Here is a 26100-nt window from a genome sequence, read left to right as displayed (position 1 = left end):
ATGGGCGCGGACAATCAATGTCAGCAGCCGGGCACGGCAGCGAACTGGTACTCGCGGCCATGAGCGGTCCTTTGCCCGAGCCAGGCGGGCGGCACCTCTAGACCTGATGGCCGACGTCCGATGGCTTCGAAGTCCGCTGGGTGCTACCCGCAGACGTCGACCATCCCCGGCGCTCATCAAATAATTGCAAGGTGATTGCAGTCGTCCAGTTCAGCCTTGCACTTGATGTTGCATGACCGTGTCACCTTTTATGCTCACGGCGACGTGTGCGAATACATCGGGCGTCCCGCTTCCGGCAACTCCGCTGTCGAGATGCACCCCGACCGCGATTCCACGATGAAGAGCCGTCTTCCATCGGCGCCACCGTACGCGCAGTTTGTCGTGTAAAGCCCCTCGGGCGAATCGATGCGGTAGAGCGGTTCGCCCTTTGGGCTGAAGATCCAGGTCGCACCGAAGCCAACGTGGCAGACAGCGAGGCCGCCTGTGTTGTCGAGCGCGATGCCGTCGGGCCCGCCGCCGCCCGACATCCGGATGTACACGCCAACCTTGGTCGCGGTGCCATCGCTCATCATCGGCACGCGCCAGATCGCGTTGTCGCGCGTCACCGCGAGCAGCACGGCGGTCTCGTCGAGGTTCAGCACCAAACCATTTGGACTCGGAATCCCGGCCAGCACGCAATCGAGCTGCCCGGACGTGCGCAGCCTGAACAGCCGGCCGCTGGGATCGTGCAGGCCGGTCTGTCCCTGGTCGGTGAAGTACAGGTCGCCGTTCGATGCGAAGAACAGGTCGTTGCACCCCTTGAAGCGCTCCAGCCGTGCACGTTCCAGATAGGGTTCGATCTTTCCGGTGGCCGGGTCGAGCACCATGATGCCGCGCCGATAGTCCGCGATGAAGGCGCGTCCGTCGGCGTGGAACTTGAGTCCGTTCGGCTCGCCGTCGTATTGCGCGACGAGCGTGAAGCGTCCCTGCGGATCGATCTTGAATATACGGCCCCAGGGGATGTCTACCACCCACAGGTTGCCTTCACGGTCGAACGATGGCCCCTCCAGGAACACCGGCGCGGGCGCGCCGTGCAACTGCGCGTGGGCCCACGTCGAATGCCGGTCGCGCACCATGAATTCGTCGGGCAGGCGGGCGAAGACCTCGGCGGTCAGTCGTACTGGCGGTGCGAACATGTCCTCTCCGTTTTCAGCCGCCGGAAAGCCGGCCCGGCAGCCACAGCGCGATCTCCGGCCAGGCAACCAGCAGGCCCAGCAGCACGAACATCAGCAGATGGAACGGCAACGTCCCCATGACCACGTCCGACAGGTTGCCCTTCGAAATGCTCTGGATCACGAACAGGTTGATGCCGATCGGCGGCGTGATCTGGCCCATCTCGATGAACAGCACCACGATGATGCCGAACCACACCGGGTCGATACCGTAGTTGGCGAGCAGCGGGTAGAGCAGCGGCACGGTGATCACGATCATGCCCAGGCTCTCGACCAGCGCACCCAGCACGGTGAACAGGATCAGCAGCGCGATGAAGAACTGGATCTTGTTGAGGTTGAGGCCGATGATGAAGTTCGTGATGTGCTCGCCCACGCCGGCATAGCTCATCGCATACGAGAAGATGAAGGCAGCGTAGGTGATCAGCAGGATGTTCGCGACCATTAGCGTCGAGCGCTTGAGGCACTCCGCGAACACCCTCCAGGGCAGGTCGCCGAAAAGCAGCGCGATGATCAGCGCAAAGATGCAGCCTGCGGCGGCGGCTTCGGTCGGCGTTGCAATGCCCGTGTAGATCGCGCCCATGATGCCGACGATCAGCAGCATGAACGGCACGATGTCGATCAGCGCGCTGGCCACCATCTGGCGCGTCAGCGCGCCACGCTCGGGCGGTGCGATCTCCGGCCGCATCAACGCAGCGACTGCGACGTAGGTCATGAACAGCAGCGTCAGCAAGATGCCCGGCACCACGCCGGCCATGAACAGCTTGGCCACGGAGGTTTCGGTGAAGGTGGCGTAGACGATCATCGCGATCGACGGCGGGATCAGGATGCCGAGCGTGCCGCCGGCCGCAAGCGAGCCGGTCGCGATCCGCGAATCGTAGCCGCGCGCCTTGAGCTGCGGCAGCGCCACCTGGCCGATCGAAGCGGCCGTGGCGATGCTGGAGCCGCTGACGGCAGCGAACACGGCACAGCCCGCGACATTGGTCTGCAGCAATCCGCCCGGCACCTTGCGCACCAGGCTGGAAAGGCCGCGGTACACGCGAAGCCCCAGTCCGCTGCCCTGAAGGATCTCGGCCATGAGGACGAAGAGCGGTATCGAGGTCAGCGTGTAGCTGTCCATGCTGCCCCAGCTCGTGAGGCCAAGGCCGTGCAGGGCACCGATGCCTCCCTGCAGGTACAGGTAGAACATGCCCGGCAGCAGGATGGCGAAAGGCACGGCCATTCCGGCGGCCAAGAGCCCGATGAACAGGATGAAGATGAGGATGATCTGGTATTCGCCCATGTCATTCTCCTCGTCCGGCGTTGGCAGCAACCAGGCGGCGCCAGTCGCCGGCCAGCGTGCGCAGCAGTGCCCAGGTCAGGATCAGCACGCCGAGCGGCATCACCAGGCGCGGGATCCACAGCGGTGTCATGAGGCCGGTCGCCGCGACGTCATCGGATTTCCAGGTGAGCCATTCGAAGCGCGCCATCTCGAACAGCAACACGGCTGCGACCGCGGTGGCGGCCAGGTCGAACAAAAGCCGCATTCGCGCGCGACCGATGGGTCCCAAGCGCCCATCCAGGAAGTGCACGCGGTGGTAGGCGTGGAGCAATTGTCCGGAGCCGAGCGACAGGAAAGTGATGGCCACCAGCGAATAGCCGCCGATCTCGTTGCTGAACTGCACCGACCAGCCGAAGGCAGAGCGCACCAGCATTTCCGCGCCCATCATCACGACCAGCCCGACGACGATGGCCTGCGTGATCCAGCGGGCCGACCGCGCCGTCCAATCCTCGAGCGGGCTGAAGGCGTCGTCATCGACGCTTGAACCGTCGACATCGACCACCGGCAACTGCTCGGGCAATGCGCCTGCCACTCCGGGGTCCGCATGCAGGGCTTGCTTGAGGGCAGCGGCCATTCAGCGCCCCACGGCGGCACGCGCCTTCTGCAGTGCTTCCTGCACGGCGGGGCGCTTCTCGCCCCATTCCTTCCAATAAGGCGTGATGCGTTTCTCGGCGTCTGCCAGTTCGGCGGCCGTCGGCTCGGTGACCACCATGCCGCCTGCGGCCAGCTTGCGCGTGAGGTCCTCGTCCTCGGCGGCCATGGCAGCTGTGATGCGCGCCGTGTGCTCGTTCACGATCGTCTGCACCTGCGTCCTGGAGGCGGGTGGCAGCTTGTCCCAGGCATCCTTGTTCACGAGGATCAGCGAATCGATGAAGCTCACGTTGAGCCGATAGCTGTACTTCAGCAGGTCGCGCCAGACGTAGCCGTAGCCCGAGCTGGCAGTCAACGCCCCGTCGATCACGCCGCGGTCGATGCCCGCAGCCACTTCCGATGTGCCCAGCGTGACGGGAATGCCGCCCAGCAGCTTGATGAACTCTGCCTGCTCGGGGGAGATCACGCGGATCTTCTGTCCGTTGATGTCGGCCAGCGATGTCAGCTTCTTCTTCGACCACATCACGTTCTCGGGAAAGATGTAGCGCCCGAGCAGCACGATGTTCTTCTTCTCGTAGGCGGCGCGCAGGTAGGGTGCCTCCACGTCCCAAGCCTTCTCGAAGTCGGCTCGCGTGCGCAGCAGCATCGGCAGGCGCACCACGCCGCCGGCCGGCACGCTACCGACGAAGAAGGCGTCGTCGCCGAGTTGCACCACGTCGTCCGCCACGGCCTGCGTGATGTTCGTCGCGGCGATGGGGAGGGTGCCTCCCAGGTTCAGTCGCACCGACAGTTGACCGCCTGTCTTGTCCTTGATGTCCTCGAACATCGCATTCAGCCCCTTCACGGCCGTGACGGTTGCGACGGCGTTGTAGGTGTAGGCGCGCCAGACCTCGGCCGCCTGGGCGATGCCGATGGCGGCGAAGCCCAGGGCGGCCGCGGCCACCATCGTGGCCAGCCTTGTGAAGGCGATGTTCCTGAACTTCATTCTTTCGTCTCCTGGTCGTTGGATGGAATCGACGCGACGGGTGCTGCCCGTTCGGTTGCGGGAAATCAGTGGTCGTCGAAGGCCGCGTCAATCTCTTCGATGCCCATGGATGCATAGCTCGCGGCCGAACCGCCGAGATCCCATACGGCCTCGCCGCGCGCCACCGCCCTGGCCATCTCGTCTTCCTTGCGCATGCGCGCGACGGCGGCCTGCACGGTGGCGGCGGCTTCGCCCTTCGGCACGCAGATCACGCCGTCGCCGTCCGCCACGATCAGGTCGCCCGGGTTCACCAGCACGCCGTCGCACACCACAGGCGTGTTGACCATTCCGTGGCCGCACTTGTCGGGATGTATCGAAAGGATGTGGGTGGCCCAGACCGCGCAGCCGAGCGATTCCACGGTGTCGGTGTCGCGCACGCAGCCTTGCACGACGACGCCCGCAAGCCCCTTCTTCACCGCATAGCGCGCCGCCATGTCGCCCCATTGCGCGCCCGAGGTCTCGGCGTCGCTGACCACCACGAGCACGTCGCCCGGCTGCGCGAGGTAGAGCGCGCGGTGCATCATGAGGTTGTCGCCCGGGGCGCAGAAGGCGGTGACCGCGGGGCCCGCGATGCGGGCGCCTTTCTGGATCGGCCGCATGCGGCTGGACATGAGGCCCCCGCGGCCGCGCGATATGGCGGCCTCGTGCAGATCCGACACCGTGACCTCGCGCGCCTGCGTGCAGAGGTTGGCGTCGACGCGGTTGACGCGCAGGAAGACCCTGGAGCTGTTCAAGATGTTTCCCCGCTTTCAGTGAGGCACGCAGTGCGCGTCGCCTGAGAGCCGGAAGGTGGTGCGCTTCATCAGTCGCGGCTGGTCGAGCTGCATCTCGTCGCGCCGGTGCATGGTGCAGCCGTTGTCCCACATCATCAGGTCGCCGTTGTGCACCTTGTGGCGGTACACCAGTTCGGCGCTGCCGCCGGCTTCGAACAGGATCGGCAACACGCGGGCGTTCTCTTCCTCGCTCAGGCCCTCGATCGAGACCAGGGTCGTGGGGTCGGCGTAGAGCGCCTTGCGGCCGGTGAGCGGATGCGTGAGCACGACGGGATGGAAAGCATCGGGCAGCTTGGCCATCTCCTTGGCCTGCGCGCTTTCCTTGTCCTTGAGTTCCAGCGTGTTCATGATCGCCATGCGCTTGGCGTAGCGATAGGTACCGGTGCGCCCGTCGATCAATTGCTGGATGTCGGCCGGCAACTTGTCCCAGGCGCCGTACTGGTTGGCCCAGTAGATGTCGCCCCCACCCTTGGGCACTTCGACGCCGTACAGCATCGCACCCGTCGCCGGGCGCACCTTGAAGGTCTGGTCGGAGTGCCAGTCCACGTCGTCGCCACCCGCAAACCCGCCGACGAAGCGCCCGTCCGCGTAGCGCAGGGTGCTGAAATAGATGATCTCGTCGCGATAGGGCGACTGGATGTCCTTGCGGTTCGCGCTCTCGCATTGGCCGAACATCGAGGTGAAGCGCACCTGCTCTTCTTCCTCGATCGACTGGCGGCGGAAGATGATGAGCGGCGACGTTTGCCAGAGCTGGCGGATCTGCTCGATGGCATCGGGGTCCTTCAGCAGTTCGTTGATCGGCTCCTCGATCTCGATCACGAAATCGGAATGCAGCTTGCGGTACTTCAGTTCGGTGGCAACGGCGGACATGGATGTGGCTCCTGAGTGTTGGCGAGTGGAAGGATTCAGGTGAGGTGGAATGGCGACGGCGTCATTCCGCCTTCATGCTGGAAGTGCGAACGATGTCCGCGTCGGTCTGGCGCTCCGAGCGCAGCCATGCGACCAGCTGGGCGTGGTTCATGGCCGGTGCGGGCTCGAAGCCGAGGTCATAGAGGGCCTTGGCCGTTTCGGGGAGGGCGAGGATCTTGCGCATCTCGGTCTCGAGCCGGTCGCGGATCTCGGGCGGCGTGCCGCGTGGCGCCATCAGGACGTTCCAGGCGACAACGCTGAAGCCGTCCAGTCCCTGCTCCGCCACGGACTTGATCTCCGGCAGCGCGCTCATCGCCTTTGCCGATGTCACGGCCAGCGGTTTCATCTTTCCGAACTGGGCGCGCGATGCGGCGACGGTGTCGATCAGCACGGGCACCTGGTTGCCGAGCAGGGCAGTCATCGCTTCGCCCGATCCCTTGTACTTGATGCCGAACAGCGGAACCTTCTGCCGCTTGATCATTTCAAGCACGAGCTGCGCGGTGACGCTGGGCAGGGCGACGTCGACCTTGTCGGGATGGGCTCTGGCGCGCTGGATCAGTTCGGACAATGAGTGGATGTTCGTCGACGGGTTGACCGAAATCACCATCGGAATGAATGCCGTGGCGATGATGGGTTCGAAGTCCTTCTCGGCGTCGAAGCCCGTGTTGTCGTACAGCGCCGGATTCAGGGCATGTGTGCCCGAGGCACCCATGATCAGCGTGTAGCCGTCGGGCGTGGCGCGGGCGGCGTAGGCCGTGCCGATGTTGCCGAAGGCGCCGGGCCGGTTCTCGACCACCACGCCCTCGCTCAACGCGGCCGCGAGCTTTGCGGCGAAGTAGCGTGTGGCGATGTCGGTGCTCTGCCCGGGCGGGTAGGCGACCACGATCTTGATCGGGTGATTGGGGTAGCCCTGCGCGCAGGCGCTGCCGGCGATCATGAGCGCCGCCGACAGCGCCGCGAATCGGCGCATCGACCTGGAAATTGAAATCATCGTTGTCTCCTGATGTTCGGGATGGGTAGTTCAATGGCAGCCGGCGCGGCGTGGCCCCAGTCCGGGCCGGCGTCTTCGGTTCGCAGGTAACGCTCATCGAGCGAATCGAAGGTGCTGCATCCGATCTGCGCCATGACCATGTCGATCTCGTTGCGCACGATTTGCAGCGCACGCGCGATGCCGTGTGCGCCGCCGGCCGCCGCGCCGAACAGCGTGGGCCGCCCGAAGAATGCGAAGCGCGCACCGAGGCAGCGCGCGATAACGATGTCGGAGCCGCGCCGCACGCCGCTGTCCACCATCAGCTCCACGCGGTTGCCGACGGCCGCGCGGATGGCGGGCAGCATCTCGATCGGCGTTGGCGCCACGTCGAGTTGCCGGCCACCATGGTTGGAGACGATTAGTGCGTCGACGCCGAGGGCCGCGGCCTGGCGCGCATCGTCCGGATGCAGCAGGCCCTTGACGACGAGTGGGCCGTTCCAGTCTGCACGGATGCGCTCCAGCGTTTGCCACTTGATCATCGGCGCTGGTGTGAGCGTGCCGTAGAGATCGGCCACCTCGGCTGCGGTGGCCCCTTCCCGACCATAGGGTGCCCAGTTGCTCATCATCGGAATGCCGCCGGTGCGCAGGTAGCGCAATACCCACGCCGGATGGCCAAGCGCCTCTAGCACGACAGAGGGTGTCATCCGGAAGGGGCGCGAGAAACCGTTGCGGCGGTTGCGCTCGCGATTGGAGTTGACGGGCACGTCGACCGAGAGCACCAGCGTGCGCACGCCGCAGTCACGGGCACGCTTCACCAGGTCGCTGTTGATGCGCTCGTCGCGCGTGCCGTAGATCTGGAACCAGACGTGATCGGGTGCGAGCTTTGCCGCCGTCTCGACTGCGCAATTGCTGGCGCTGGAAAGCAGGAACGGAATGTCGGCTGCCTTGGCCGCTTGTGCAAGAAGCTCATCCGCACCGGGATGAAAGAGCCCCGCGAGGCCGGTGGGAGAGATGCCGAACGGGCTCGCGTAGCGGCGGCCCAGCAATTCGGTGGACTGGTCGCGCTTCGATACGTCAATGAGGTAGCGCGGGACCAGTTGATAGCGCCGGAACTGCTCGCGGTTGCGCCGCATGCAGTCCTCGTCGTCCACACCACCATCGATGAAATCGAAAGCGATCCGTGGCAGCTTGCGCCGCGCTATCTGTCGCAGGTCTTCGAGGTTGACCGCCGTGTTTACGTTCATCGCTTCTCGTCGTGGAGTTGTCTCTCACTTCGAGAATATCGACGGCTGTTTTCGATGCCCATAGGGTTGGGAATCCGAGTTTCACTATTTGAACTTCTCGTCGGACCCTGGTCCTCGATGAAGTCTTGCGAGACAACGCTAGAACGCCGCGGCCACCTGCATCACGGAGCCGAGGAGTTTGTACGCGTCGCCTTCGACACCGGCAGCGACTTCGCCCAGTGCCTTCCGGATCTCGGCGAGGCGTTCCTCGGGAAACTGCTCCGGCAGGCCGGTGAGACAGACTGCGGCTACCGCGTGGCCGTCGCTGCTGCACACGGGAACGGCAAACGCATGCACGCCGGGCGCGACGTCTCCGAGGTTGACGCCGAACCCATGGCGTTGAGAGCGATCTCGCATCTTCCTGAGTGCGGCGAGGCGGCCTTCACCGCGCTGCGCGATCTCTTGCTGCGCGTTGTCCACGAGGATGTTTTCGGTATCGAGCGATGGCAGCGTCTGCAGGATCGCGACCCCGCCGACGGACGTGAACAGCGGCCGCCTCGTGCCAACATGCACCATGAGCCCGCGCAACTCGAGCGTGCCCTTGCGCACGGCGCAAACGTACTCGTTGCCGCTGCGAAGGATCAGCCACGCGATCGCCTCGGTCTGCACGGCGAACTTCGCAAGGCGACGCTCGCAGGCCTGCTGAAAAGCGGCATAGCCCGGAAGCGACAGGCTGAGTTCATACAGCATCGGGCCGGGGAAATAGTGCTTGTCGGTCGGGCGCTGTTGCACGAAGCGCTCGCGCACAAGACAGGCGAGCACGCGATGCACCGTTCCCTTGTCGACCTCGCAGCGCGCCGAAAGGTCCGACAGCCGCCAGCCGAATTCGCCGCGCGCTGCAAGTTCGCGCAGGATCCGCAAGGCGCGCTCGATGCTCTGTGTTCCGGTGTTCTCAGTGGCTGGCATCGTGGCGAGGTCTTCACGTGGGAGTCTTTGCTATGTCTGCCCGCTCATCTCCTGAACGAGGCGGGGAAACGAGGGGAATGTTTTCGCTAGCGCCGCGAAACGCGCCGGGTCGCTTGCCATCGCAGTGCAATTGTCCCATGCATGGGCATCGACGCTTGCCTTGAGATTCAATGCATCGACAAGCCTGTGCATGGCGAGGCGATCATGCTTCATGGCAACGCTTCGTTGAAGCAGGGCAATCGCCGATTCCCTTGCGAATTGCAATTCGATCTGCGTCGCGCCGTCTCGCATGCCCACGTGCACCTGGCGCTTGAGTGTCGGATCGTTGCCCGCGTCATCATCAGTCGACGCTGGCGCCCGAGGCCTTCACCACATGCTTTGCTTCTTCGCGGCCTCGATCAATTGCGGCACCGTCTTGAAGGGTGCGTCGGGCCGGGTGACCATCACGAAGGGCAGTGTCGCAACGGTGGCCACCGGCGCGAAGTCAGTGCCCGGGTCGAACGGCAGGTTCTTGTACAGCGCACCGTTGATCGCCTGCGTGCCGACGTAGCTCATGAGCAGCGTATAGCCGTCGGGCGCCGCCGTGTTGACAACTTCCATGCCCACGTTGCCGCCTGCGCCGGCGCGGTTGTCGACGATCACGGGTTGCCCCCATTTGTTGCTGAGCTTCTGGCTCATGATGCGAGCGAGTGCGTCGGACGCGCCGCAGGGCGTCTGGGGCACGATGATCCTCACGGGCTTGCTCGGGAAGCCCTGCGCCTGAACGCCGAGCGGCGCAGCTATCAGTGTCGCGAGCAGCGCCATCAGCCACGGGAATCTGGGCATGGAAAGTCTCCTTGTTGTCATGTCGAAACGCCTGTCTTTCCGACGATGTCGAGCGTCTGGGCCAACTGGTGCGCCAGCGGTGCGGCGAAGAATTCGGCGCCTTGTTGGGCAATGACTTCCGCGGCGCGGATTTCCACGAGGCGCCTGAGTCGGTAGCGGGCACGCTGAAGGCGAAGCGCTTCGGTGCGTCCGCTGCTCGCCAGCCAGGATTGATGACGGTCGATCGACTCGGAGAGTGCGCTGATCGACTGCGACTGCGCAGCCGAAGTCAGCAACACCGGCGGAATCCACGACCCTTGCGCGTGGCGCGTGATCGCCGAGATGCGTTTGATGTCGGTGGCCATCCTCCGGGCACCCGGCAGGTCGGATTTGTTGACGACGAAGATGTCGGCCATCTCCATGATGCCGGCCTTCATCGCCTGCACGGTGTCGCCGCTTTCCGGCAGCAACACGAGCACCAGCGTGTCGACCTGTATGCGTGCCGCGTACTCTGCCTGTCCGACGCCGACCGTTTCCAGCAGGACTTCCGCGAACTCGAAATCGTCCATTGCGTCGAGCATCTCGGGCAAGTTGTCTGCGAGGCCATCCGATGTCTTGCGCGACCCCAGCGACCGGATGTAGAGCTCCGACGCGCCAGGCAGTTCGTCCATGCGGACACGGTCACCGAGGATCGCGCCCCCGCTCTTCGGGCTGCTGGGATCGACGGCCAGAACACCGAGTCGGCCGTTGGCTGCGCGAGCAAGCGCGAGATGGCCCAGCAGCGTGCTCTTGCCGGCACCGGGCGCGCCGGTGATGCCGATGCGGCGCGCTGTGCTGGCCGCCGGCGTACGCAGTGGCCGCCTGGCCAGATCGACGGCGTTCGCATTCGCGAGTTGCGTGAGCGTGCGGCCCAGCGCCCGCCGATCGAGCGGCGTCGACGTCACGCAGTGGCCCAACCCAGCACCTCGTCGTGATGCTGGTCCAGCAAGGGAGGCAGCCCATACGACGGCGTGTAGCCATCGAACTTGATGGGACTCGCGACAGCTCTCAGCGGCAACTCGCCGTCGCCGAGTGCCACGACCATCGACCGGTCCGCGGCGATGTCGCTGCGCAGCGCGTCGCTCAGCGTGCCCACCTCGGAGACAACGACCCCAAGCGCGCCCAGGCGCCGCACCCATGCGGCCGCGGAGGCCTCCGAGAGCACGGCAGTGATGGCCGCGACGACTTCGGTGCGATGCGCGCGGCGGCCTGCCATGCTGGCGAACTTCGGGTCGACCAACCACGCCGGCCGGCCGATCTCCTCGCAGAACTTCTTCCAGAACTTGTCGTGCGTGATGAACAGCGTAAGCCATCCATCCGCCGTCGGAAAGATCTGCGCCGGCACCACGTACGGATGTGCCGAATCGGGCATCCGCTGGATCGTCTCCCCGGCGTTGAGATCCGCGCCGGCCAGGTAGTTGAGTTGCGACAGCATCACGTCGTACATCGACACGTCGACCTGCCCGCCGCGCCCCTGCACGATCATGGCGAGCAGGCCGAGCGCGGCCACCAGTCCGGCGGAGTTGTCGACGGCCGAGTAGCCAGCCTTCGTCGGCGGCGAGGTGGGCGAGCCGGTCAGGGCCATCACCCCGGTCATGGCCTGGATGACGTAGTCGTAGGCCGGGTTTTCAGAGAAAGGCCCCTTGAGACCGTACCCGGTCAGAGCAACGCACACGATCCTCTCGTTCCATTTGCGCAGGGTGTCGTAGGTGAGGCCGAGCTTGTGAATCGCGGAAGGGCGCAGGTTCGTCACGAGCGCCTGCGATTGCGCCGCGATGTGGCCGAGCGCTTCGCGTCCGTCGTCACTGGCGAGGTCGAGCACCACGCTCTTCTTGTTGCGGTTCAGGCTCGCGAAATAGGCGTTGTGCGGGCCGATGAAATGCGGGCTGACGGTGCGGCCGATGTCGCCTTCGGGCGTCTCGATCTTGATGACCTCCGCGCCCATGTCGGCGAGCATCAGCCCGCAATAGGGGCCGGCGAGCATGTGCCCGACTTCCACGATACGAATGCCTTCGAGCGGCGCGTTCATTGCGAACCCCCGGTGCTCATGCCAGGCTTTCCGCCAGGATCCTGACCACGTCGTCCAGCGGCATGTCGGCCGTGAAGATGGCCGCGGCGCCGAGCTGCTTGAGGTGCGGCTGATCTTCCGCCGGAATGGTTCCACCGACGAATACCTTGACGTCGCCTGCGCCGAGTTCGCGAAGCTGCGTCATCACATCCTCGACCAGTTCCTTGTGGCTGCCCGACAGGATGCTCAGGCCCACCGCGTCGACGCCTTCGTCGATGGCCACCTGCGCAATCTGCTGCGGGCTGCGCCGAAGCCCGGTGTAGATCACCTCGGCGCCCGCATTGCGCAGCGTCAGCGCGACGATCTTGGCGCCGATGTCATGCCCGTCGAGGCCGGGCTTGCCAATCAGGATGCGCTTGCCGGCCAGTGCGGGCGAGGGCTGAAGTTGTGTGGTCATAGATTCACCGGTTCCTTGAATTCGCCCCATTCCTTCTTCAGGCACGCCACCATCTCGCCCACCGTCGCGTAGGCATGGCAACACTCCACGAGATAGGGCATGACGTTCTCTCGGTCCTTCGCGGAGGCCGCGGCAAGCTTCCCCAGCGACGTGTCGACCGCCGCCTGGTTGCGCGTGTCGAGCACGCGCTGGAACTTCTCCAGCGCGCGTTGCGCCACTGTCGGATCGAGCGTGAAGACCTCGCCGACCTTGATCTCTTCGTTGGCCTTCTTGAAGTGGTTCTGCCCGACGATGACGTTGTGTCCGGAGTCGGTGTCGAGCTTGCGTTCCAGTCCGCGCTCGGCCAGGCGCAATTGGATCCAGCCTTCCTCGATCGCACGGGTCACACCGCCGTAGGCCTCGATCTCGTCCATCACCTGCACGATCTTTTCTTCCATGCGATTGGTGTGCTCCTCGAGGAAGTAGCTGCCGCCCAGCGGGTCGACCGTGCGGCCGATGCCGCTCTCGTAGGCAATGATCTGCTGCGTGCGCACCGCCAACTCGGCGGAGAACTCGGTGGGTATCTGGAAGGCTTCGTCGAATGCGCAGGTGAAGATTGATTGCGCACCGCCGAACACCGCGGCCATGGTTTCCACGGCCACGCGCACCACGTTGTTGTAGGGCTGCGGCGCCACCAGGGAAGAGCCGCCGCAGACCACGCCGAAGCGGAAGTGCTGCGCCTTGGGGTCCTGCACGCCGTAGCGCTCTTTCATCAGCTTCGCCCACAGTCGCCGGCCAGCGCGGAACTTCGCGATCTCCTCGAAGAAGTCCATGTGAACGTAGAAGAAGAACGACAGCCGCTTGGCGAACTTCTCCACGTCGCCGCCGCGCTCGCGCAGTTCGTCGACATAGGCGAGGCCGTTGGCCAGCGTATAGGCCATCTCCTCGGCGGCCGTCGCGCCCGCATCGCGTACGTGGGCGCCGGCAATGCTGATCGGGTTGAAGCGCGGCGACACATCGTTGGAGTACAGGATCGAGTCGGCAATCAGCCGCATCGATGGCTTCACCGGAAAGATCCAGGTGCCGCGCGCCACGTACTCCTTGAGGATGTCGTTCTGGATCGTGCCCGTGAGCTTGCTGCGCGGCACGCCCTGCTTGTCGGCCACCGCCAGATACATCGCGTAGATGATGGCGGCGGTGCCGTTGATGGTGAAGGACGTCGAGATTTTCGAGAGGTCGAGCCCATCGAAAAGGATCTCGGCCTCGCTCAGGTTCGACAGCGACACGCCGACCTTGCCGATCTCCGGTCGAGCCATCGGATGCGTGGGGTCCAGGCCGCACTGCGTGGGCAGGTCGAGCGCCACCGACAGGCCGGTCTGTCCCTTGCCCAGAAGGAACTTGTACCGCGCGTTGGATTCCTCTGCCGTGCCGAAGCCCGAGTACTGGCGGATGGTCCACAGGCGGCCCTGGTAGCCGTCCGGAAAGATGCCGCGCGTGAACGGGTATTCGCCCGGCTCGCCGATGTACGCAGGATCGACTGCCGAGGCATCGACGCTGGTTGGCACGTCGACGCCGCTGCGGTTGATGGGGCGAAGTTCGGGTGGAACCTGGATGTTGTCTCTGCTGCTCATCGCTTTCCTTTGGACAGGAGCTTTTCGGAGGCGCGCCAGTGGTCGTCGTGGAGCCACGTCTGAAGCACCTGGCGCTGCTCGATGGCGCGCGATGCCTCGTAGGTTTCTCCACGCCGCCACGCCAGCGTTTGCGCCTTGATGCCGCGCAAGACCTGCGGTGCGCAGGCCAGCATGGGTTCGAGGAAGGCCTGCATGTCGTTGCCCGCGGGGCCGTCGCCGATGACGGCATCGGCCAGTCCCCATGCGAGGGCAGTGGGGGCGTCCACGAGTTCGCAGCGGCTCATCATGCGCATCGCGCGGGCGCCGCCGACGAGGCGGCACAGGTCTGGCCCGCCGCCCCAGGCCGATGTGATCGCCAAGCGTGCCTGGATGAACCCGATGCGCGCATGCGACGACTGCAACCGCATGTCGCAGGCGAGCGCCAGTTCGGCGCCGCCGCCGATCGCGTCGCCGTTCAGCAGTGCGAGGACAGGCAAGGGGCAATCGCGGATCGCATCCAGCGCGCCGCGCGCCTGGTCCGTCATGGCGAGGGTTGCGGCTTCGTCGCGAACGCTGGCCAGGTCCAGCAGGTCGCCGCCGGCCGCGAAGAAGCGTTCACCTGCGCCGGAGAGCACGACCAGTCGCGTCCCTGCGCGTGTGCCCGCCTCGCGCACGGCGGTCGCCAGATCCGCAAGAACCGAGCGGGCGAGGGCGTTGTGTTTCTGCGCGCGGTCGATGGTGATCCAGCACGCGCCGGTCGCACGCTGGTCGACTGTGATGTCTTGGCCGTAGGGCACTGAGGCGGTCTCCAGAAATCTGTTACACGAATCGTATGATTCGACAATTTCTGAATCAAGAACGAATGTTCTATATTTCGAACAAGCGTGCTTTGTACGATGCAATTGAGGCGTCAGCGAGCATGTTTGTTCAGCCGGCAGAATTTCCCAGCAAGCCACTGCTACCCAGGAATCCCCCATGACCGCATCCAATGTCACCGCCGTCGAACGTGTCATCGACATCTTCGAAGCCTTCCAGGCGAGCCAGCGGCCGCTGTCCCTGACCGATCTCGCCGATGCGGTGGGCATCCCAAAGAGCACCTGTCACGCGATCGTCTCGACCCTCACGGCGCGCGGCTATTTGTATTCGCTCGCGCGCCCGAGGTCGCTCTATCCGACGAAGCGCATGTACGACGTGACGCGCGACATCCTCGACAAGGATCCGTTTGTCGAGCGCATGACGCCCATGCTGGAGCGCTTGCGCGAGACGTCGCGCGAGACGGTGATCCTTGGCAAGCGGCAGGGCGACAGCGTGGTGTACCTGCAGGTCGTGGAGAGCACGAACTCGATCCGCTATTCCGCCAAGCCGGGGGACATCAAGCCGCTGCATTCGAGTTCGATCGGCAAGGCGCTGCTGGGCTCGTTGAAGGAGGCGGACCTGCGCGCCTGGTTCGATGGCAGGACCCTGCCCTCCATCACCACCTCGACGATCACGGACCCCGAAGCCCTGATTACCGACATCCTGCAGAGCCGACGCGCCGGCTACTTCCAGACGCGCGGCGAAAACGTGATCGACGTGTGGGCCGTCGCTGCCTTCTTCGCGGTGCACAACGAGACGCTGGCCGTCGCGGTGGCGGGGCCGCGGCACCGCATGGAGGCCAGCCTCGCCGAATGCGCGCAGTTGCTCGTCGCGACCTGCAGCTTCATCTCCCGCCAGTTCCAGGTGAAGTGAGCGCGCCTACACGGGCCGGTCGCCCTTGAGCGTGATGCGGTGCATGACACGCCGAAAGCCATGGTAGTCGTTGACCGGATTGTGCTGCGTGCAGCGGTTGTCCCAGAACGCGATGGTGTCCGGCTCCCAACTGAAGCGGCACGTGAACTCCGGCTTGACCTGGTGCTGGAACAGAAACTTCAGCAATGGCTCGCTCTCGTCGTCCGTCAGGCCCTTGATGCCCGCGGTGTGTGCGATGTTGACGTACAGGGCCTTGCGACCTGTCTCGGGGTGAGTTCGAACGACCGGATGCTCGGCCAGATGCTGCTGGCTCGCATCGCCCGCACCATCGGTCTTGATCCGGTCCTCCCGCGTGCGCGAGACGTCGGCCTTGGCCGAGCTGCTGATGCCAACCAGCGGGGCGAGGAGGTCCTTCATCGTCGGCGACAGTGCGTCATAGGCCATGTACTGGTTGGCGAACATGGTGTCTCCGCCGTACGGTGGGATTTCGCGTGAGAGCAGCATCGACCCCATCGGCGGCTCCTCGAGATAGGTGGTGTCAGAGTGCCAGATGCCGCCGAAATTGGAGGTCTCGTGCTCCAGCTTCTTCACCTCGATGATCTGCGGAAATCCCGGCAACCCCTTGACGAATGGATAGTCGACCGGCTGCCCCATCGCATTGGCGAAAGCCAGGAATTGCTGCAACGTGAGCTTCTGATTGCGCAGGAAGATGACCTGATGGTCCAGCAGTGCGCCGTGAATGCGTCGAGCCTCTTCATCGGGCAGCGGCTGCGTGAGATCCACGCCTGAAACCTCGGCGCCGAGCGCGCCTGCGATCTTCTTGATTTGCATGATGTTGATGGCCAGTGAATGGGGGAAAGTGGCGCCGCGGAGTGAGGCGACGCCGCGCGTTTCAGCGTTTGTGCACCAAACAATATTCGGTATTGAGAACGTTTGTTCAGTATATGGAATTAATGAGCTTTGGGAAGTGGCGGGGATTTCGCCAGACGGGTGCGCCAGACTTACCCGCGCGGTGGACCTGAAAGTTCACTCCTTGAAATTCGCGCATGCGCGCGGCATCAATCTTCGGGGGCGATCCGCTATCGTGCCCACCACCCCGTCACTCTCGCACGTGAACCGCGCGCCGCATGAAAACGCCTTCGACACTGCCGCCCCTGCCGCCCGGCGCGTGCGATTGCCACACGCATGTCCTCCTGGACGGTGGGGCGTTCCCCTTCAGCTTTTCACGCCGGTACACGCCGCCGCCCGCATCGATCGAAGCACTGTCGGAATTGCACGCCGGCCTGGGCATACAGCGCGTGGTCATCGTGCAGCCCAGCGTCTACGGATTCGACAATTCGGCCACGCTGCATGCCCTTCGCATTCTCGGAAGCCGCCGGGCACGGGGCATCGCGGTGATCGATGAAAACGCTCCGGACGCAATGCTCGACGAGATGGCATCCGCTGGCGTTCGCGGTGTTCGCGTCAACCTGGAAATCGACAAGCAAGGCGACACGGCCAAGGCCTCCGACCATATGCGACGCATCGCCGACCGCGTCGCGCCTTGGGGATGGCATGTGCAGGTCTATGCGAGTCTGCCGCTGCTTTCGGGTTGCAACGACGCCATCCGGTCGCTGCCCGTTCCGGTCGTGTTCGACCACTATGCGGGCGCGCACGCCAGCCGAGCCGCAAGCCAGAAGGGGCTCGATGCCGTGCTCGCACTCGTGGAGGGCGGCAAGGCCTACGTGAAGCTCTCCGCGCCGTATCGCTGCTCCGACAGCCTGGACTACGCCGACCTCGCGCCATTGGCGCGGCGCTTCATCCAAAGCAATCCGGATCGCATGCTGTGGGGCAGCGACTGGCCCCATCCGCAACCGGGCGTGATGCCGGCCCCGACCGACGTGTGCCCCCCATTCGACGTGGACTCGGGCCACGTGCTCGGCCAGTTGCGCCAGTGGTCATTGGACGATTCGACACTGCACAAGATCCTGGTCGACAACCCGAAGCGGCTCTATGGCTTCGGCGACTGAATCGTGAACATGCACAAGGAGCCCGCCACGGTGGACACAGACCAGCTTGCCCAGCAGAGCCCCAACGCTGCCGCCCCGGAGCGACTCGGAACGCGAAGTCTCACGCGCGGCATCAAGCTCATGCGCATGATCGCCTCGCGGCCGCAGTTTGGCTGGCGCCTGTCCGACCTGGCCGCCGCGTGCGACCTGGACCGGGCCACGGTGCACCGCATGCTCGGCTGCATGATCGAAGAGCGCCTGGTGGTGCAGTGCGCGAGCGACCGGCACTACTTGCCCGGGCCGTTGATGCACGAGCTGGGCCTCGCGTTGCCGGAACACGTTCACTTCCAGCGCCGTGCCGAGGCCACGTTGCAGGCCTTCGCGCGCCGCATGGGTGGCGTCGCGGTGCTGCTGTTACGCAGTGGCAATGAGTACGTGTGCAGCGCGCGCGCGGGATCTTTGCCGCTGTCGGGCTCGGTGCTTTATCCGGGTTCGCGCCGGCCGTTGTTCACCGCGGCAGGCGGCGTGGCGATCCTCCAGACCCTGCCCGCCGAAGAGGCGCGCAAAGTGTTGCTCGACAACGTGGCGCAGGAAGTTGCGCGTTGCGGCACAGGGCGATTGGCTGCACTGCAAAAGATGCGCGAGCGTTCCGACCGGCATGGCTTCGGGGTGAACTTGGGTGACGTCGTTCCGGGGGTGCATGCGTTCGGCATGCCTGTGCGCGGGTCGAGCGGCGCGACCTTCGCGGCACTGTGCCTGCTGGGCACGCCCGAGCTGTATGGCGAGCAGCGGCTGGAGAGCCTGCGCGACGAACTGGGAGCCGCGGCCGCGACGCTGGGCGCGGACGCCTGCAAATTCAATCTGTGAAGCCAATGGCGCAAAGGAGCATTCAATGACCCGGGTATGCATCGTCGGAGCGGGCGCGGTAGGCGGCTATGTCGGGGCGCACATGGTCAAGGCGGGCGTGGACGCCTTCGTGGTCGACGCGTGGCCGGAACACGTCGAGGCCATGCGTCAGAAGGGCATCAGCGTGACAGGCATGAACGGCGCCGGCTCGGTGGAAGCGCGCCTGAGGGCGTTGCACATCAGCGATGTGCCGCAGTTGCTGCGCGAGGCGCCGATCGACGTCGCTTTCATTGCCGTGAAGGCCTACGACACCGAGTGGGCCACGCAGTTGATCCTGCCGTATCTGGCGCCCACAGGCTGCCTCGTCTCGCTGCAGAACGGCATCAATGAAGAGACCATTGCCGGCATTGCGGGTTGGGGGCGCACGCTGGGTTGCTCCGTCAGCGCGCTGGCCGCCGAGCTGGTGGCACCAGGGCAGATCGTTCGCAATTCGCCGCTGGGTGACGAGAAGAAAGCCGGCATGCGTGTGGGCGAACTGCACGGGCAGGTCACGCCGCGGGCCCGGACGATCGCCGCCTTGCTCGCGCATGGAGACACGTGCAAGGTCACCCAGAACCTCTGGGGCGAGCGCTGGTCCAAGCTCACGATCAATGCCATGCGCAACGGTGTCTGTGCCCTGACCGGCCTGACCGGCAAGGAGCGCGACATGAACGAGGTGGCTCGCGACCTGACCATTCGGCTTGGCAGTTCCAGCATCCGCGTGGGCCAGGCGCTGGGCCTGGCGCTGGAGCCCGTTGGCGGGCTCGACCTCGACCTGCTGGCGCGTGCCGACGTCGACGCCTCGGCCCGCGACGCCATCACCCGGATGATCATGGAAGTAGCCAGCTCGCGCAGCGATGGCCAGCGGCCGTCGATGGGTCAGGACATCCGCAAGGGCCGGCGCACCGAGACGGAATACATCAATGGCCTGGTCGCCCGGCGCGGCGAGGAAGTCGGCATCGACGTCACATGCCACCGCCGCGTGAACGAGATCATCAAGCGCATTGAAAAGGGAGAGCTTTCGCCGAGTCCCGAACTGCTGCAGGACATCGTGAACTGAAACGGATGAAGTGACCGCCGGTCTCGCGTGGCGGCGGGGCCAACGACAAAGAAGGCCGCCGGAGCAGAATTCCGGCGGCCTTCTTTGTCGATGGGTCACACCACCATCATTCGAGCTGGATCTCGGCCTTCTTCACCACCGCATCCCACTGCGCCTCTTCCTCCGCGATGCGCGCGCCGACCTGCGCCGGCGTGGCCGGCTTCGACATGTTTACGCCACCCACGGACTTCACCCGCGTGTAGAAGGCCTCGCTCGCGATCACCTTGTTGGCGGCGGCGTTCAGCTTGCCGACGACGTCGGCCGGAGTCTGCTTCGGGCCGACCAGCACGAAGCGCACCGTGGCATTGAAGTTGCGCAGGCCGCCTTCATCCATCGTGGGCAGGTCGGGATAGTCGGGGTCGCGCTTCTCGGAGGCGAGGCCGAAGGTCTTGAGCTTGCCGGCCTTCACGTATTCCATCGAACCCGTGGGCAGGAAGGCATAGGTGAGCCGGTTGCTGATCAGGTCCATCTGCACCTGGTTGCCGCCCTTGTAAGGCACATGCAGCGTCTTCACGCCGATCTCCTTGTCGAACATCTCGGCCATCAGGTGGATGGGCGTGGAGATGCCGGAAGAGCCGTACGAATACTTCGAAGGATCGGCCTTCAGCATCGAGACGAATTCCTTCAGCGACGTGGCCGGCACATCGGGCGCCGTGACCAGGATGAAGCCGATGGTCATGATGTCCGAGACTGGCGCGAAGTCGCGCAGGCCCTTGTACGGCAGGTGGGCCTGGATCGACGGCGGCACCACGGCGGGCAGATTCGCGAAGAACAGCGTGTAGCCGTCCGGCGCGGCCCGCGCGACGTAGGAGCCCGCGATGGTCTGGTTGGCGCCGGGCCGGTTGTCGACGATCACGGGCGTGTTCAAGGCCAGCGAATAGTCGGTGGCAAATGCACGCGCGGCCACGTCGGTCGGGCTGCCGGCGACGAAGGGCACGACGATGGTCACGGGCTTGTTCGGAAAGCCTTGCGCCAGCGCGGCTGTCGACAAGGCGAGGGAAGCCAGCGCGCCGCCCAGGAGGCGCCGTCTGCTCTTGTTCAAGGTGGGGCAATGCATGTCGTCTCCGAAAGTTATGTTTTCAGAATATCGACTGGCCCATCCACTGCACATAGTGCCCGATGGCAAAGTTCCATCCCTTGAAATTCTTGATGGCGCACGCGAAGCGCCAATGCGATCACATCAAGGGCACGGTCGCTTCCTTCAGCACGCGCAGCACGAAGTGCGACTGGCTGTGGCGGATGCCGGGAATCTTGTAGAGCTTCTCGCGCAGCAACCGCTCGTAGTCACGCGTGTCGCGCACCGCGATGCGAATGTAGTAGTCGTAGTCGCCGGAGACCAGGTAGGCTTCCTGGATCTCGGGAATGGTGGCCAGCACGCGGCCGAACTCGTAGAGCGTTTCGTCGCTGTGGCTCTCCAGCGTGAGCTGGACGATCACCGAGTCCTGATAGCCCAACTTGGCGGCGTCGACGTCGACGGTGTAGCGCTTGATCACGCCCTGCGCCTCCAGCTTCTTGATTCGCGTCCAGCAACTCGTGGGCGACAAGCCGACTTCGGCGCCAATCTGCTGCAGCGGCTTGCGGGAGTCGTCCAGCAGGACGCGCAAGATCTGCATATCGAACTTGTCCAGAAAATATTCGTCTTCTTTCGATTTTGAGCGATTGGTTTTCATGTATTGAGCAGAATCAGGCAAAAGAACGAAGCACATTCTGCGGCAAGGCGTAAAGAATCAGTGCATGAAAACCATCACCCACCCGACGACCCCCAATCCCGGCCCGGTACAAGACCTCCCGCTGCGCGTGCGCAACGGCGCGGAAGCCCTCCTCGATACCCTCGTGGAATGCGGCATCGACACGATCTTTGGCTACCCGGGGGGTGCCGCATTGCCGCTGTACGACGCCTTGCACGGCGAGCCGCGCCTGAGGCACGTCCTGGTACGGCACGAGCAGGCGGCTGTGCACGCAGCCGAAGGCTATGCACGCAGCACGGGCCGGGTCGGCGTGGTGCTGGTGACCTCCGGCCCGGGTGTCGGCAACACCATCACCGGGCTGCTCGACGCACTCAGCGATTCGGTGCCGGTGCTGTGCATTAGCGGCCAGGTCGCGACAGCATCGATCGGCACCGGTGCGTTCCAGGAGAGCGACGCGCTCGGGATGTCGCGGCCGGTGACCAAGTGGAACCATCAGGCGCGCGTGGCGGACGACATCCCGGATGTGGTTCGGCGTGCGCTGGACATTGCCGCGTCGGGTCGACCTGGGCCGGTCCTGATCGACGTGCCGAAGGACGTGCAACTGACGACGTTGGGCCGCGGATCGGCCAAGCCCTCGAGCAAGCTGGCGCGCCGCAGCCGCGACGCCACACTGCCGCCCCGGGCAAGCCTGCAGCGCGCGGCCGACCTGTTGTCGACTGCACGCCGGCCCATCCTCTACGGCGGCGGCGGGCTCATCAATGCCGGACTGCAAGCCTGCGAGGCCTTCACGCGCCTCGTGCAGCGCACCGGCGCGCCGTGCACGTTGACGCTGATGGGGCTCGGCGCGTTTCCGGCCTCGGACCCGCGCTTCGTCGGCATGCTGGGCATGCACGGCAATCTGGAGGCCAATCTCGCCATGCACGAGGCCGACCTCGTCGTCTGCGTGGGTGCGCGCTTCGACGATCGCGTGACCGGCAAGCTCGACGAGTTCTGCCCGCATGCGCGCAAGATCCACATCGACATCGACCCGAGCAGCATCAACAAGGTGGTGAAGGTCGACGTGCCGATGGTGGGCGACTGCGGTGTGGTGCTCGACGCGCTGCTCGCCATGCCCGAGTTGGGCGGCCTCAAGCCCGAGCGCCTGGCACCCTGGTGGCAACGCATCGGGCACTGGCGCGCTCAGCGCTGCCTGGACTTCGAGGCGCGCAGCGACGTGATCCTGCCGCAGCACTTGATAGCTGAGCTGCAACAGCTACTTGCGGGGCGCGATGCGATCGTCTCCACCGATGTCGGCCAGCATCAGATGTGGGCCGCGCAATACCTGCGCTTCGAGCGTCCGCATCGCTGGCTCACGTCGGGTGGCGCGGGGACCATGGGATACGGCCTGCCGGCCGCGATCGGCGCACAGATCGCGCATCCAGGTGCGCTCACGGTCTGCGTGAGCGGCGATGCGTCGGTGCTGATGAACATCCAGGAACTTTCGACGGCAGTGCAGCACCGTGCGCCCGTGAAGCTCGTGCTGTCGAACAACGGCTACATGGGCATGGTGCGCCAATGGCAGGAGCTGAACCACGGCAACCGGTTGAGCCATAGCTGGAACGAAGCGCTGCCTGACTTCGTGGCTTTGGCCAGGGCCTTCGGTTGGGGTGCGCGCCGCGTGTCCGACCCGGCCGAGTTGAGAGCTGCCCTGGCCGAGTGCATGGCCTTCGATGGACCCTTCTTCCTCGATGTGCAGGTTGCGCCACTGGAGAATTGCTTTCCGATGATGCCGTCAGGACAGGGCCACCATCGCGTAATGCTGGCCAAGGACCGCTGGTACGAGGAGGGCTGAACATCAATGCACGACACGAACGGCTGCTTCGCATTTGCAAGCGGACGATCAAGGCGCGATTCCCAAGGGCGGCAGTGGGCCCCGAACACCATTTCATGGAAATTCGAAGCGGGCGTTGGTGCGCGAAGAGGCCTTGGTCCCCCCGTTGCCGCCCGCCGATCGGGAGTGCTGTCCTTCGCTCTGATTTTTTCATCGATGTCGGCGAAGGTCGGGTTTCAAAGCACACCGGTAGTTCGCGAGGAAAAGCGTCGAGTTCAGCTTTCGATGGTCGCTGTCATTCGGCCGACAAACTCGAAGGACAGCAGACAGTCTAAAGCTGCATCGCAGGGAGGTTGCTTGGCGGGATTCACGCAATTGGAGCGCTAACAGTTAAATAATTCGCGCCGCAAAGCGCCGCCGATAGTCCCGCGGCGCCACGCCCAAGTGGCGCTGGAACGTCACCCGCATGCGCTCCTCGGCGCCGAATCCGCACTGCATGGCGATCTGATCGACGTTGCGGGTGGAGTCTTGCAGCAGGCGCTTGGCCGCCTCGAGCCGGAACAGCTCCACCGCCTTGGCCGGCGTGCGGCCGGTCTTCTGCTTGTAGACGCGGGCGAAGTTGCGCGGGCTCATGCGGGCCTGCTCGGCCAACTGCTCCACGCCAAGGTTCGGCCGCTGGAGGTTGCCGGCGATCCAGAGGTTGAGTTCGTCGAACATTGCGGCCGAGTCCTCGGCTTGGGCCTGCAGCATGCCGCTGAACTGCGACTGGCCGCCAGGGCGCTTCAGGTAGACCACGAGCTCGCGCGCCACCTCCATCGCCACCTCGTGCCCGCAGTCAGTCTCGACCAGCGCCATGGCCAGGTCGATCCCGGCCGTCACGCCAGCAGACGTCCACACCGCACCCTGCTGCACGAAGATGGCGTCGCGGTCAATCTGCACCGACGGAAAGCGCTGGCCCATCATGTCGAACATCAGCCAGTGGGTGGTGGCGCGCTTGTGGTCGAGCAGCCCGGCCGCGGCCAACAGGAAGGCGCCGCTGCACACCGAGGCGGTGCGGCGTGTCTTGCCGGCCGCGCGACGCAGCCATTTCACCAGCAGCGCGGCGTGGTCGAGCACCTGCGCCATGTACGGCGAGCCGGGCACGATCAGCGTGTCGACCGACGACGCACGAACACCTGCGAGAGCATCGGTGTGCAGCACAAGCCCTTCGGCGCTGCGAATCGGGCCACCCTCGAGGCTGGCGGTGCAGCGCTCGTAGCCCGCCAAGCCCCGCGCCTCCATTGCCTTGGTGGCGGCCCAGAACACGGTCTGCGCGCCGGTCAGGTCGAGCAGGCCGACTTCGGGAAAGGCGACGAAAAGCACACGCTTCGGGCGCGGCCGGCGCGAGGAAGTATTTGGCAGTATTTCAGGCATCTTCGTCATTTCAGCCATATTGTTCCATGCCTACCATCGAGGCACCAACAACTGATCACACCAAGGCACGCACCATGAAGATCGTCGTCATCGGAGGCACCGGCCTCATCGGCAGCAAGCTCATCGCGCTGCTCCGGCAGCGCGGACACGAAGCCGTCGCGGCCTCGCGCAACACCGGCGTCAACACCCTCACCGGCGAGGGCCTGGCCGCAGCGCTGACCCGCGCGCAGGTGGTGGTCGACGTGGCCAACTCGCCTTCGTTCGAGGACACGGCGGTCATGAGCTTCTTCCAGACCTCGGGCCGTAACCTGCTCGCGGCCGAGGTAGCGGCCGGCGTGCAGCACCACGTGGCCCTGTCGGTGGTCGGCACCGAGCGTCTGCAGGGCAGTGGCTACTTCCGCGCCAAGCTTGTGCAGGAGCAGCTGATCGAAGGGTCAGGCTTGCCCTACACCATCGTGCGGGCCACGCAGTTCATGGAGTTCCTGCCGGCCATCGCCCAGTCGGGCACCGAGGGCGACGCGGTGCGGCTGCCGTCGGCGCACCTGCAGCCGGTGGCCGCGCAGGACGTGGCCGCCGCCATGGCCGATGCGGCGCTGGGCGCGCCACTCAACGGCATGGTCGAGGTCGGGGGGCCGGAGCGTGCAGGCATGGCTGCAATGGTCGAGCGCTGGCTGCGCGCCAACGGTGACGCGCGCACCGTGATGCCGGACGCGAGCGCGCCCTACTTCGGCGTGCGGGTGAATGACGGCTCGCTCACCACTGGCGCAGATGCACGGGTCGGCGCTACCACGCTCGCCGCCTGGCTGGCTGCACGGTGAACGTCGGCCGTGCGTACCGGTTGCGCGAGTTCTTCCTGTGGACGCGGCGCGAGTTGTACGTGCTGCTCGCGCTGGGCATCGTGCCGGTGTGCCTCTACGAGCTCGCAGGCTGGCACTGGCTGGCCATTCCATGGACGGTGGTGGCGCTGATCGGCACGGCCACGGCGCTGATCGTGAGCTTCAACAACACCCAGACTTATGCGCGCACCGTGGAGGCGCAGCAGGTCTGGACGGCCATCCTCACCAGCAGCAAGGCATGGGGCCTAATGAGCCGGGACTACGTGAAGAGCCCGGAGGCCAGTTTCAGACGAGCGTAGTCGGCGATTCAGGATGAACGTAGCCGGCATTTCACGCTGATCGTAGTCGCACCACTCGATCAGGGCGCGGCAGGCAAGGTGATGCTGGCTGCGATGGGCCAGCGCGGCGAGCTCTACGACCAGATCAGGGCGAACGGCTTTCACGTAACGGTCGGCGAGGCTAAGAAAGCATCGGCGAGCATCGCGGTGCCGGTATTCGGCAGCCGCTGGCGCGTCGTGGGCGCGCTGTGCATCGGCGCACCCGCCGACGCCAATGTCGCAGCCAGCCTGGCAAAACTCGCTCCGCGATTGAAGCGCGCGGCAGAGTCGCTGTCAGCCTCGCTTAGCTATGACGACGACTCTGCTGTCCAGCGGGTGACGATGGCGCGGTCGACCTGGCATCCGTAGGCAATATTCGCCCCTAGCTATCCTGAGACGGTTTTTGTACCCCGATAACGGGCGTCTCATCGAAGTCGCACAGTTTCTGCACTCG

Annotated in this window: 28 protein-coding genes; 8 read left to right on the top strand and 20 right to left on the bottom strand. The window is 65.1% G+C overall.

Going from position 1 to position 26100, the window contains the following annotated elements:
- Positions 1 to 254: 254 nt before the first annotated feature.
- From WKW80_RS28455 to WKW80_RS28380, 16 genes are all read right to left on the bottom strand, one after another.
- Entirely contained in the window at positions 255 to 1175 is a 921-nt protein-coding gene (locus tag WKW80_RS28455) for an SMP-30/gluconolactonase/LRE family protein (protein WP_340366952.1), read from the bottom strand.
- A gap of 13 nt (positions 1176 to 1188) precedes the next feature.
- Entirely contained in the window at positions 1189 to 2490 is a 1302-nt protein-coding gene (locus WKW80_RS28450) for a TRAP transporter large permease (protein ID WP_340366951.1), read from the bottom strand.
- Between the two features lies 1 nt (position 2491).
- Positions 2492 to 3103 carry a TRAP transporter small permease gene (locus WKW80_RS28445; RefSeq protein ID WP_340366950.1) on the bottom strand — a complete coding sequence of 204 codons (612 nt, stop codon included), beginning with the start codon at positions 3101 to 3103 and terminating at the stop codon, positions 2492 to 2494.
- Positions 3104 to 4105 carry a TRAP transporter substrate-binding protein DctP gene (gene dctP / locus WKW80_RS28440; protein ID WP_340366949.1) on the bottom strand — a complete coding sequence of 334 codons (1002 nt, stop codon included), beginning with the start codon at positions 4103 to 4105 and terminating at the stop codon, positions 3104 to 3106.
- Positions 4106 to 4170: 65 nt separating this feature from the next.
- Positions 4171 to 4878 (bottom strand): 4-carboxy-4-hydroxy-2-oxoadipate aldolase/oxaloacetate decarboxylase, encoded by a 708-nt coding sequence (locus tag WKW80_RS28435; protein ID WP_340366948.1) that lies wholly within the window; start codon positions 4876 to 4878, stop codon positions 4171 to 4173.
- Positions 4879 to 4893: 15 nt separating this feature from the next.
- Entirely contained in the window at positions 4894 to 5787 is an 894-nt protein-coding gene (locus WKW80_RS28430) for a TauD/TfdA dioxygenase family protein (protein WP_340366947.1), read from the bottom strand.
- A gap of 61 nt (positions 5788 to 5848) precedes the next feature.
- On the bottom strand, positions 5849 to 6817 hold the full coding sequence (locus WKW80_RS28425) for a Bug family tripartite tricarboxylate transporter substrate binding protein (protein ID WP_340366946.1): 969 nt from the start codon (positions 6815 to 6817) through the stop codon (positions 5849 to 5851).
- Complete coding sequence (locus tag WKW80_RS28420; protein WP_340366945.1) at positions 6814 to 8040, bottom strand: alpha-hydroxy acid oxidase; 1227 nt, start codon at positions 8038 to 8040, stop codon at positions 6814 to 6816. Before WKW80_RS28420 ends, WKW80_RS28425 begins: the two co-directional genes overlap by 4 nt.
- A gap of 138 nt (positions 8041 to 8178) precedes the next feature.
- Positions 8179 to 8985: an IclR family transcriptional regulator gene (locus WKW80_RS28415; protein ID WP_340366944.1), complete on the bottom strand. Its 807-nt coding sequence runs from the start codon at positions 8983 to 8985 to the stop codon at positions 8179 to 8181.
- 30 nt (positions 8986 to 9015) lie between these two features.
- Positions 9016 to 9276, bottom strand: coding sequence for a hypothetical protein (locus WKW80_RS28410; protein WP_340366943.1), 261 nt, complete (start codon positions 9274 to 9276; stop codon positions 9016 to 9018).
- Positions 9277 to 9351: 75 nt separating this feature from the next.
- The gene (locus WKW80_RS28405; protein ID WP_340366942.1) at positions 9352 to 9810 is read right to left on the bottom strand and encodes a Bug family tripartite tricarboxylate transporter substrate binding protein; all 459 of its coding nucleotides are present in this window, start codon (positions 9808 to 9810) and stop codon (positions 9352 to 9354) included.
- A 17-nt stretch (positions 9811 to 9827) separates the two neighbouring features.
- Positions 9828 to 10733, bottom strand: a complete 906-nt coding sequence (locus tag WKW80_RS28400) for an ArgK/MeaB family GTPase (protein WP_340366941.1) — start codon at positions 10731 to 10733, stop codon at positions 9828 to 9830.
- The gene (locus WKW80_RS28395) at positions 10730 to 11857 is read right to left on the bottom strand and encodes a CaiB/BaiF CoA transferase family protein (protein WP_340366940.1); all 1128 of its coding nucleotides are present in this window, start codon (positions 11855 to 11857) and stop codon (positions 10730 to 10732) included. Before WKW80_RS28395 ends, WKW80_RS28400 begins: the two co-directional genes overlap by 4 nt.
- A gap of 16 nt (positions 11858 to 11873) precedes the next feature.
- A complete protein-coding gene (locus tag WKW80_RS28390) occupies positions 11874 to 12293 on the bottom strand; it encodes a cobalamin B12-binding domain-containing protein (protein WP_340366939.1) in 420 nt (139 codons plus the stop codon).
- Complete coding sequence (locus tag WKW80_RS28385) at positions 12290 to 13903, bottom strand: acyl-CoA mutase large subunit family protein (RefSeq protein WP_340366938.1); 1614 nt, start codon at positions 13901 to 13903, stop codon at positions 12290 to 12292. The genes WKW80_RS28390 and WKW80_RS28385 overlap by 4 nt, the downstream gene beginning before the upstream one ends.
- A complete protein-coding gene (locus tag WKW80_RS28380) occupies positions 13900 to 14895 on the bottom strand; it encodes an enoyl-CoA hydratase/isomerase family protein (protein WP_340366937.1) in 996 nt (331 codons plus the stop codon). The genes WKW80_RS28385 and WKW80_RS28380 overlap by 4 nt, the downstream gene beginning before the upstream one ends.
- Between WKW80_RS28380 and WKW80_RS28375 the strand changes: the two genes are divergently transcribed.
- Positions 14858 to 15610, top strand: a complete 753-nt coding sequence (locus tag WKW80_RS28375; RefSeq protein WP_340366936.1) for an IclR family transcriptional regulator — start codon at positions 14858 to 14860, stop codon at positions 15608 to 15610. The genes WKW80_RS28380 and WKW80_RS28375 overlap by 38 nt on opposite strands.
- 6 nt (positions 15611 to 15616) lie before the next feature.
- Here WKW80_RS28375 and WKW80_RS28370 read toward each other — a convergent pair whose 3' ends face one another.
- Positions 15617 to 16441 carry a TauD/TfdA dioxygenase family protein gene (locus WKW80_RS28370; protein WP_340366935.1) on the bottom strand — a complete coding sequence of 275 codons (825 nt, stop codon included), beginning with the start codon at positions 16439 to 16441 and terminating at the stop codon, positions 15617 to 15619.
- A gap of 296 nt (positions 16442 to 16737) precedes the next feature.
- Between WKW80_RS28370 and WKW80_RS28365 the strand changes: the two genes are divergently transcribed.
- Genes WKW80_RS28365 through WKW80_RS28355 form a run of 3 tightly spaced genes read left to right on the top strand, consistent with a single transcriptional unit; the run spans position 16738 to position 19543 of the window.
- Positions 16738 to 17619 (top strand): amidohydrolase family protein, encoded by an 882-nt coding sequence (locus tag WKW80_RS28365; protein WP_340366934.1) that lies wholly within the window; start codon positions 16738 to 16740, stop codon positions 17617 to 17619.
- A 9-nt stretch (positions 17620 to 17628) separates the two neighbouring features.
- The gene (locus WKW80_RS28360; RefSeq protein WP_340367007.1) at positions 17629 to 18465 is read left to right on the top strand and encodes an IclR family transcriptional regulator; all 837 of its coding nucleotides are present in this window, start codon (positions 17629 to 17631) and stop codon (positions 18463 to 18465) included.
- Between the two features lie 25 nt (positions 18466 to 18490).
- The gene (locus WKW80_RS28355; protein WP_340366933.1) at positions 18491 to 19543 is read left to right on the top strand and encodes a ketopantoate reductase family protein; all 1053 of its coding nucleotides are present in this window, start codon (positions 18491 to 18493) and stop codon (positions 19541 to 19543) included.
- Between the two features lie 106 nt (positions 19544 to 19649).
- Here WKW80_RS28355 and WKW80_RS28350 read toward each other — a convergent pair whose 3' ends face one another.
- Both WKW80_RS28350 and WKW80_RS28345 read right to left on the bottom strand, forming a co-directional pair.
- Positions 19650 to 20624: a Bug family tripartite tricarboxylate transporter substrate binding protein gene (locus tag WKW80_RS28350; protein WP_340366932.1), complete on the bottom strand. Its 975-nt coding sequence runs from the start codon at positions 20622 to 20624 to the stop codon at positions 19650 to 19652.
- 133 nt (positions 20625 to 20757) lie between these two features.
- A complete protein-coding gene (locus WKW80_RS28345; protein ID WP_340366931.1) occupies positions 20758 to 21252 on the bottom strand; it encodes an Lrp/AsnC family transcriptional regulator in 495 nt (164 codons plus the stop codon).
- Positions 21253 to 21316: 64 nt separating this feature from the next.
- On the opposite strand from WKW80_RS28345, the gene ilvB reads away from it, so the two are divergent.
- Entirely contained in the window at positions 21317 to 23101 is a 1785-nt protein-coding gene (ilvB, locus tag WKW80_RS28340) for a biosynthetic-type acetolactate synthase large subunit (protein ID WP_340366930.1), read from the top strand.
- A 369-nt stretch (positions 23102 to 23470) separates the two neighbouring features.
- On the opposite strand, the gene WKW80_RS28335 is transcribed toward ilvB, so the two are convergent.
- Complete coding sequence (locus WKW80_RS28335; RefSeq protein ID WP_422822979.1) at positions 23471 to 24511, bottom strand: GlxA family transcriptional regulator; 1041 nt, start codon at positions 24509 to 24511, stop codon at positions 23471 to 23473.
- A 56-nt stretch (positions 24512 to 24567) separates the two neighbouring features.
- Here WKW80_RS28335 and WKW80_RS28330 point away from each other — a divergent pair, with 56 nt between their 5' ends.
- From WKW80_RS28330 to WKW80_RS28320, 3 genes are all read left to right on the top strand, one after another.
- Complete coding sequence (locus WKW80_RS28330) at positions 24568 to 25311, top strand: SDR family oxidoreductase (RefSeq protein ID WP_340366928.1); 744 nt, start codon at positions 24568 to 24570, stop codon at positions 25309 to 25311.
- Positions 25308 to 25628 carry a bestrophin family protein gene (locus WKW80_RS28325; protein WP_340366927.1) on the top strand — a complete coding sequence of 107 codons (321 nt, stop codon included), beginning with the start codon at positions 25308 to 25310 and terminating at the stop codon, positions 25626 to 25628. The genes WKW80_RS28330 and WKW80_RS28325 overlap by 4 nt, the downstream gene beginning before the upstream one ends.
- A gap of 81 nt (positions 25629 to 25709) precedes the next feature.
- Positions 25710 to 26015: an IclR family transcriptional regulator domain-containing protein gene (locus WKW80_RS28320; protein WP_340366926.1), complete on the top strand. Its 306-nt coding sequence runs from the start codon at positions 25710 to 25712 to the stop codon at positions 26013 to 26015.
- The last annotated feature ends 85 nt before the right edge of the window (positions 26016 to 26100 follow it).

The sequence above is a fragment of the Variovorax humicola genome (assembly GCF_037889915.1).
Lineage (GTDB): Bacteria > Pseudomonadota > Gammaproteobacteria > Burkholderiales > Burkholderiaceae_C > Variovorax > Variovorax humicola.
This window is presented reverse-complemented; position numbering and strand designations above follow the sequence as displayed.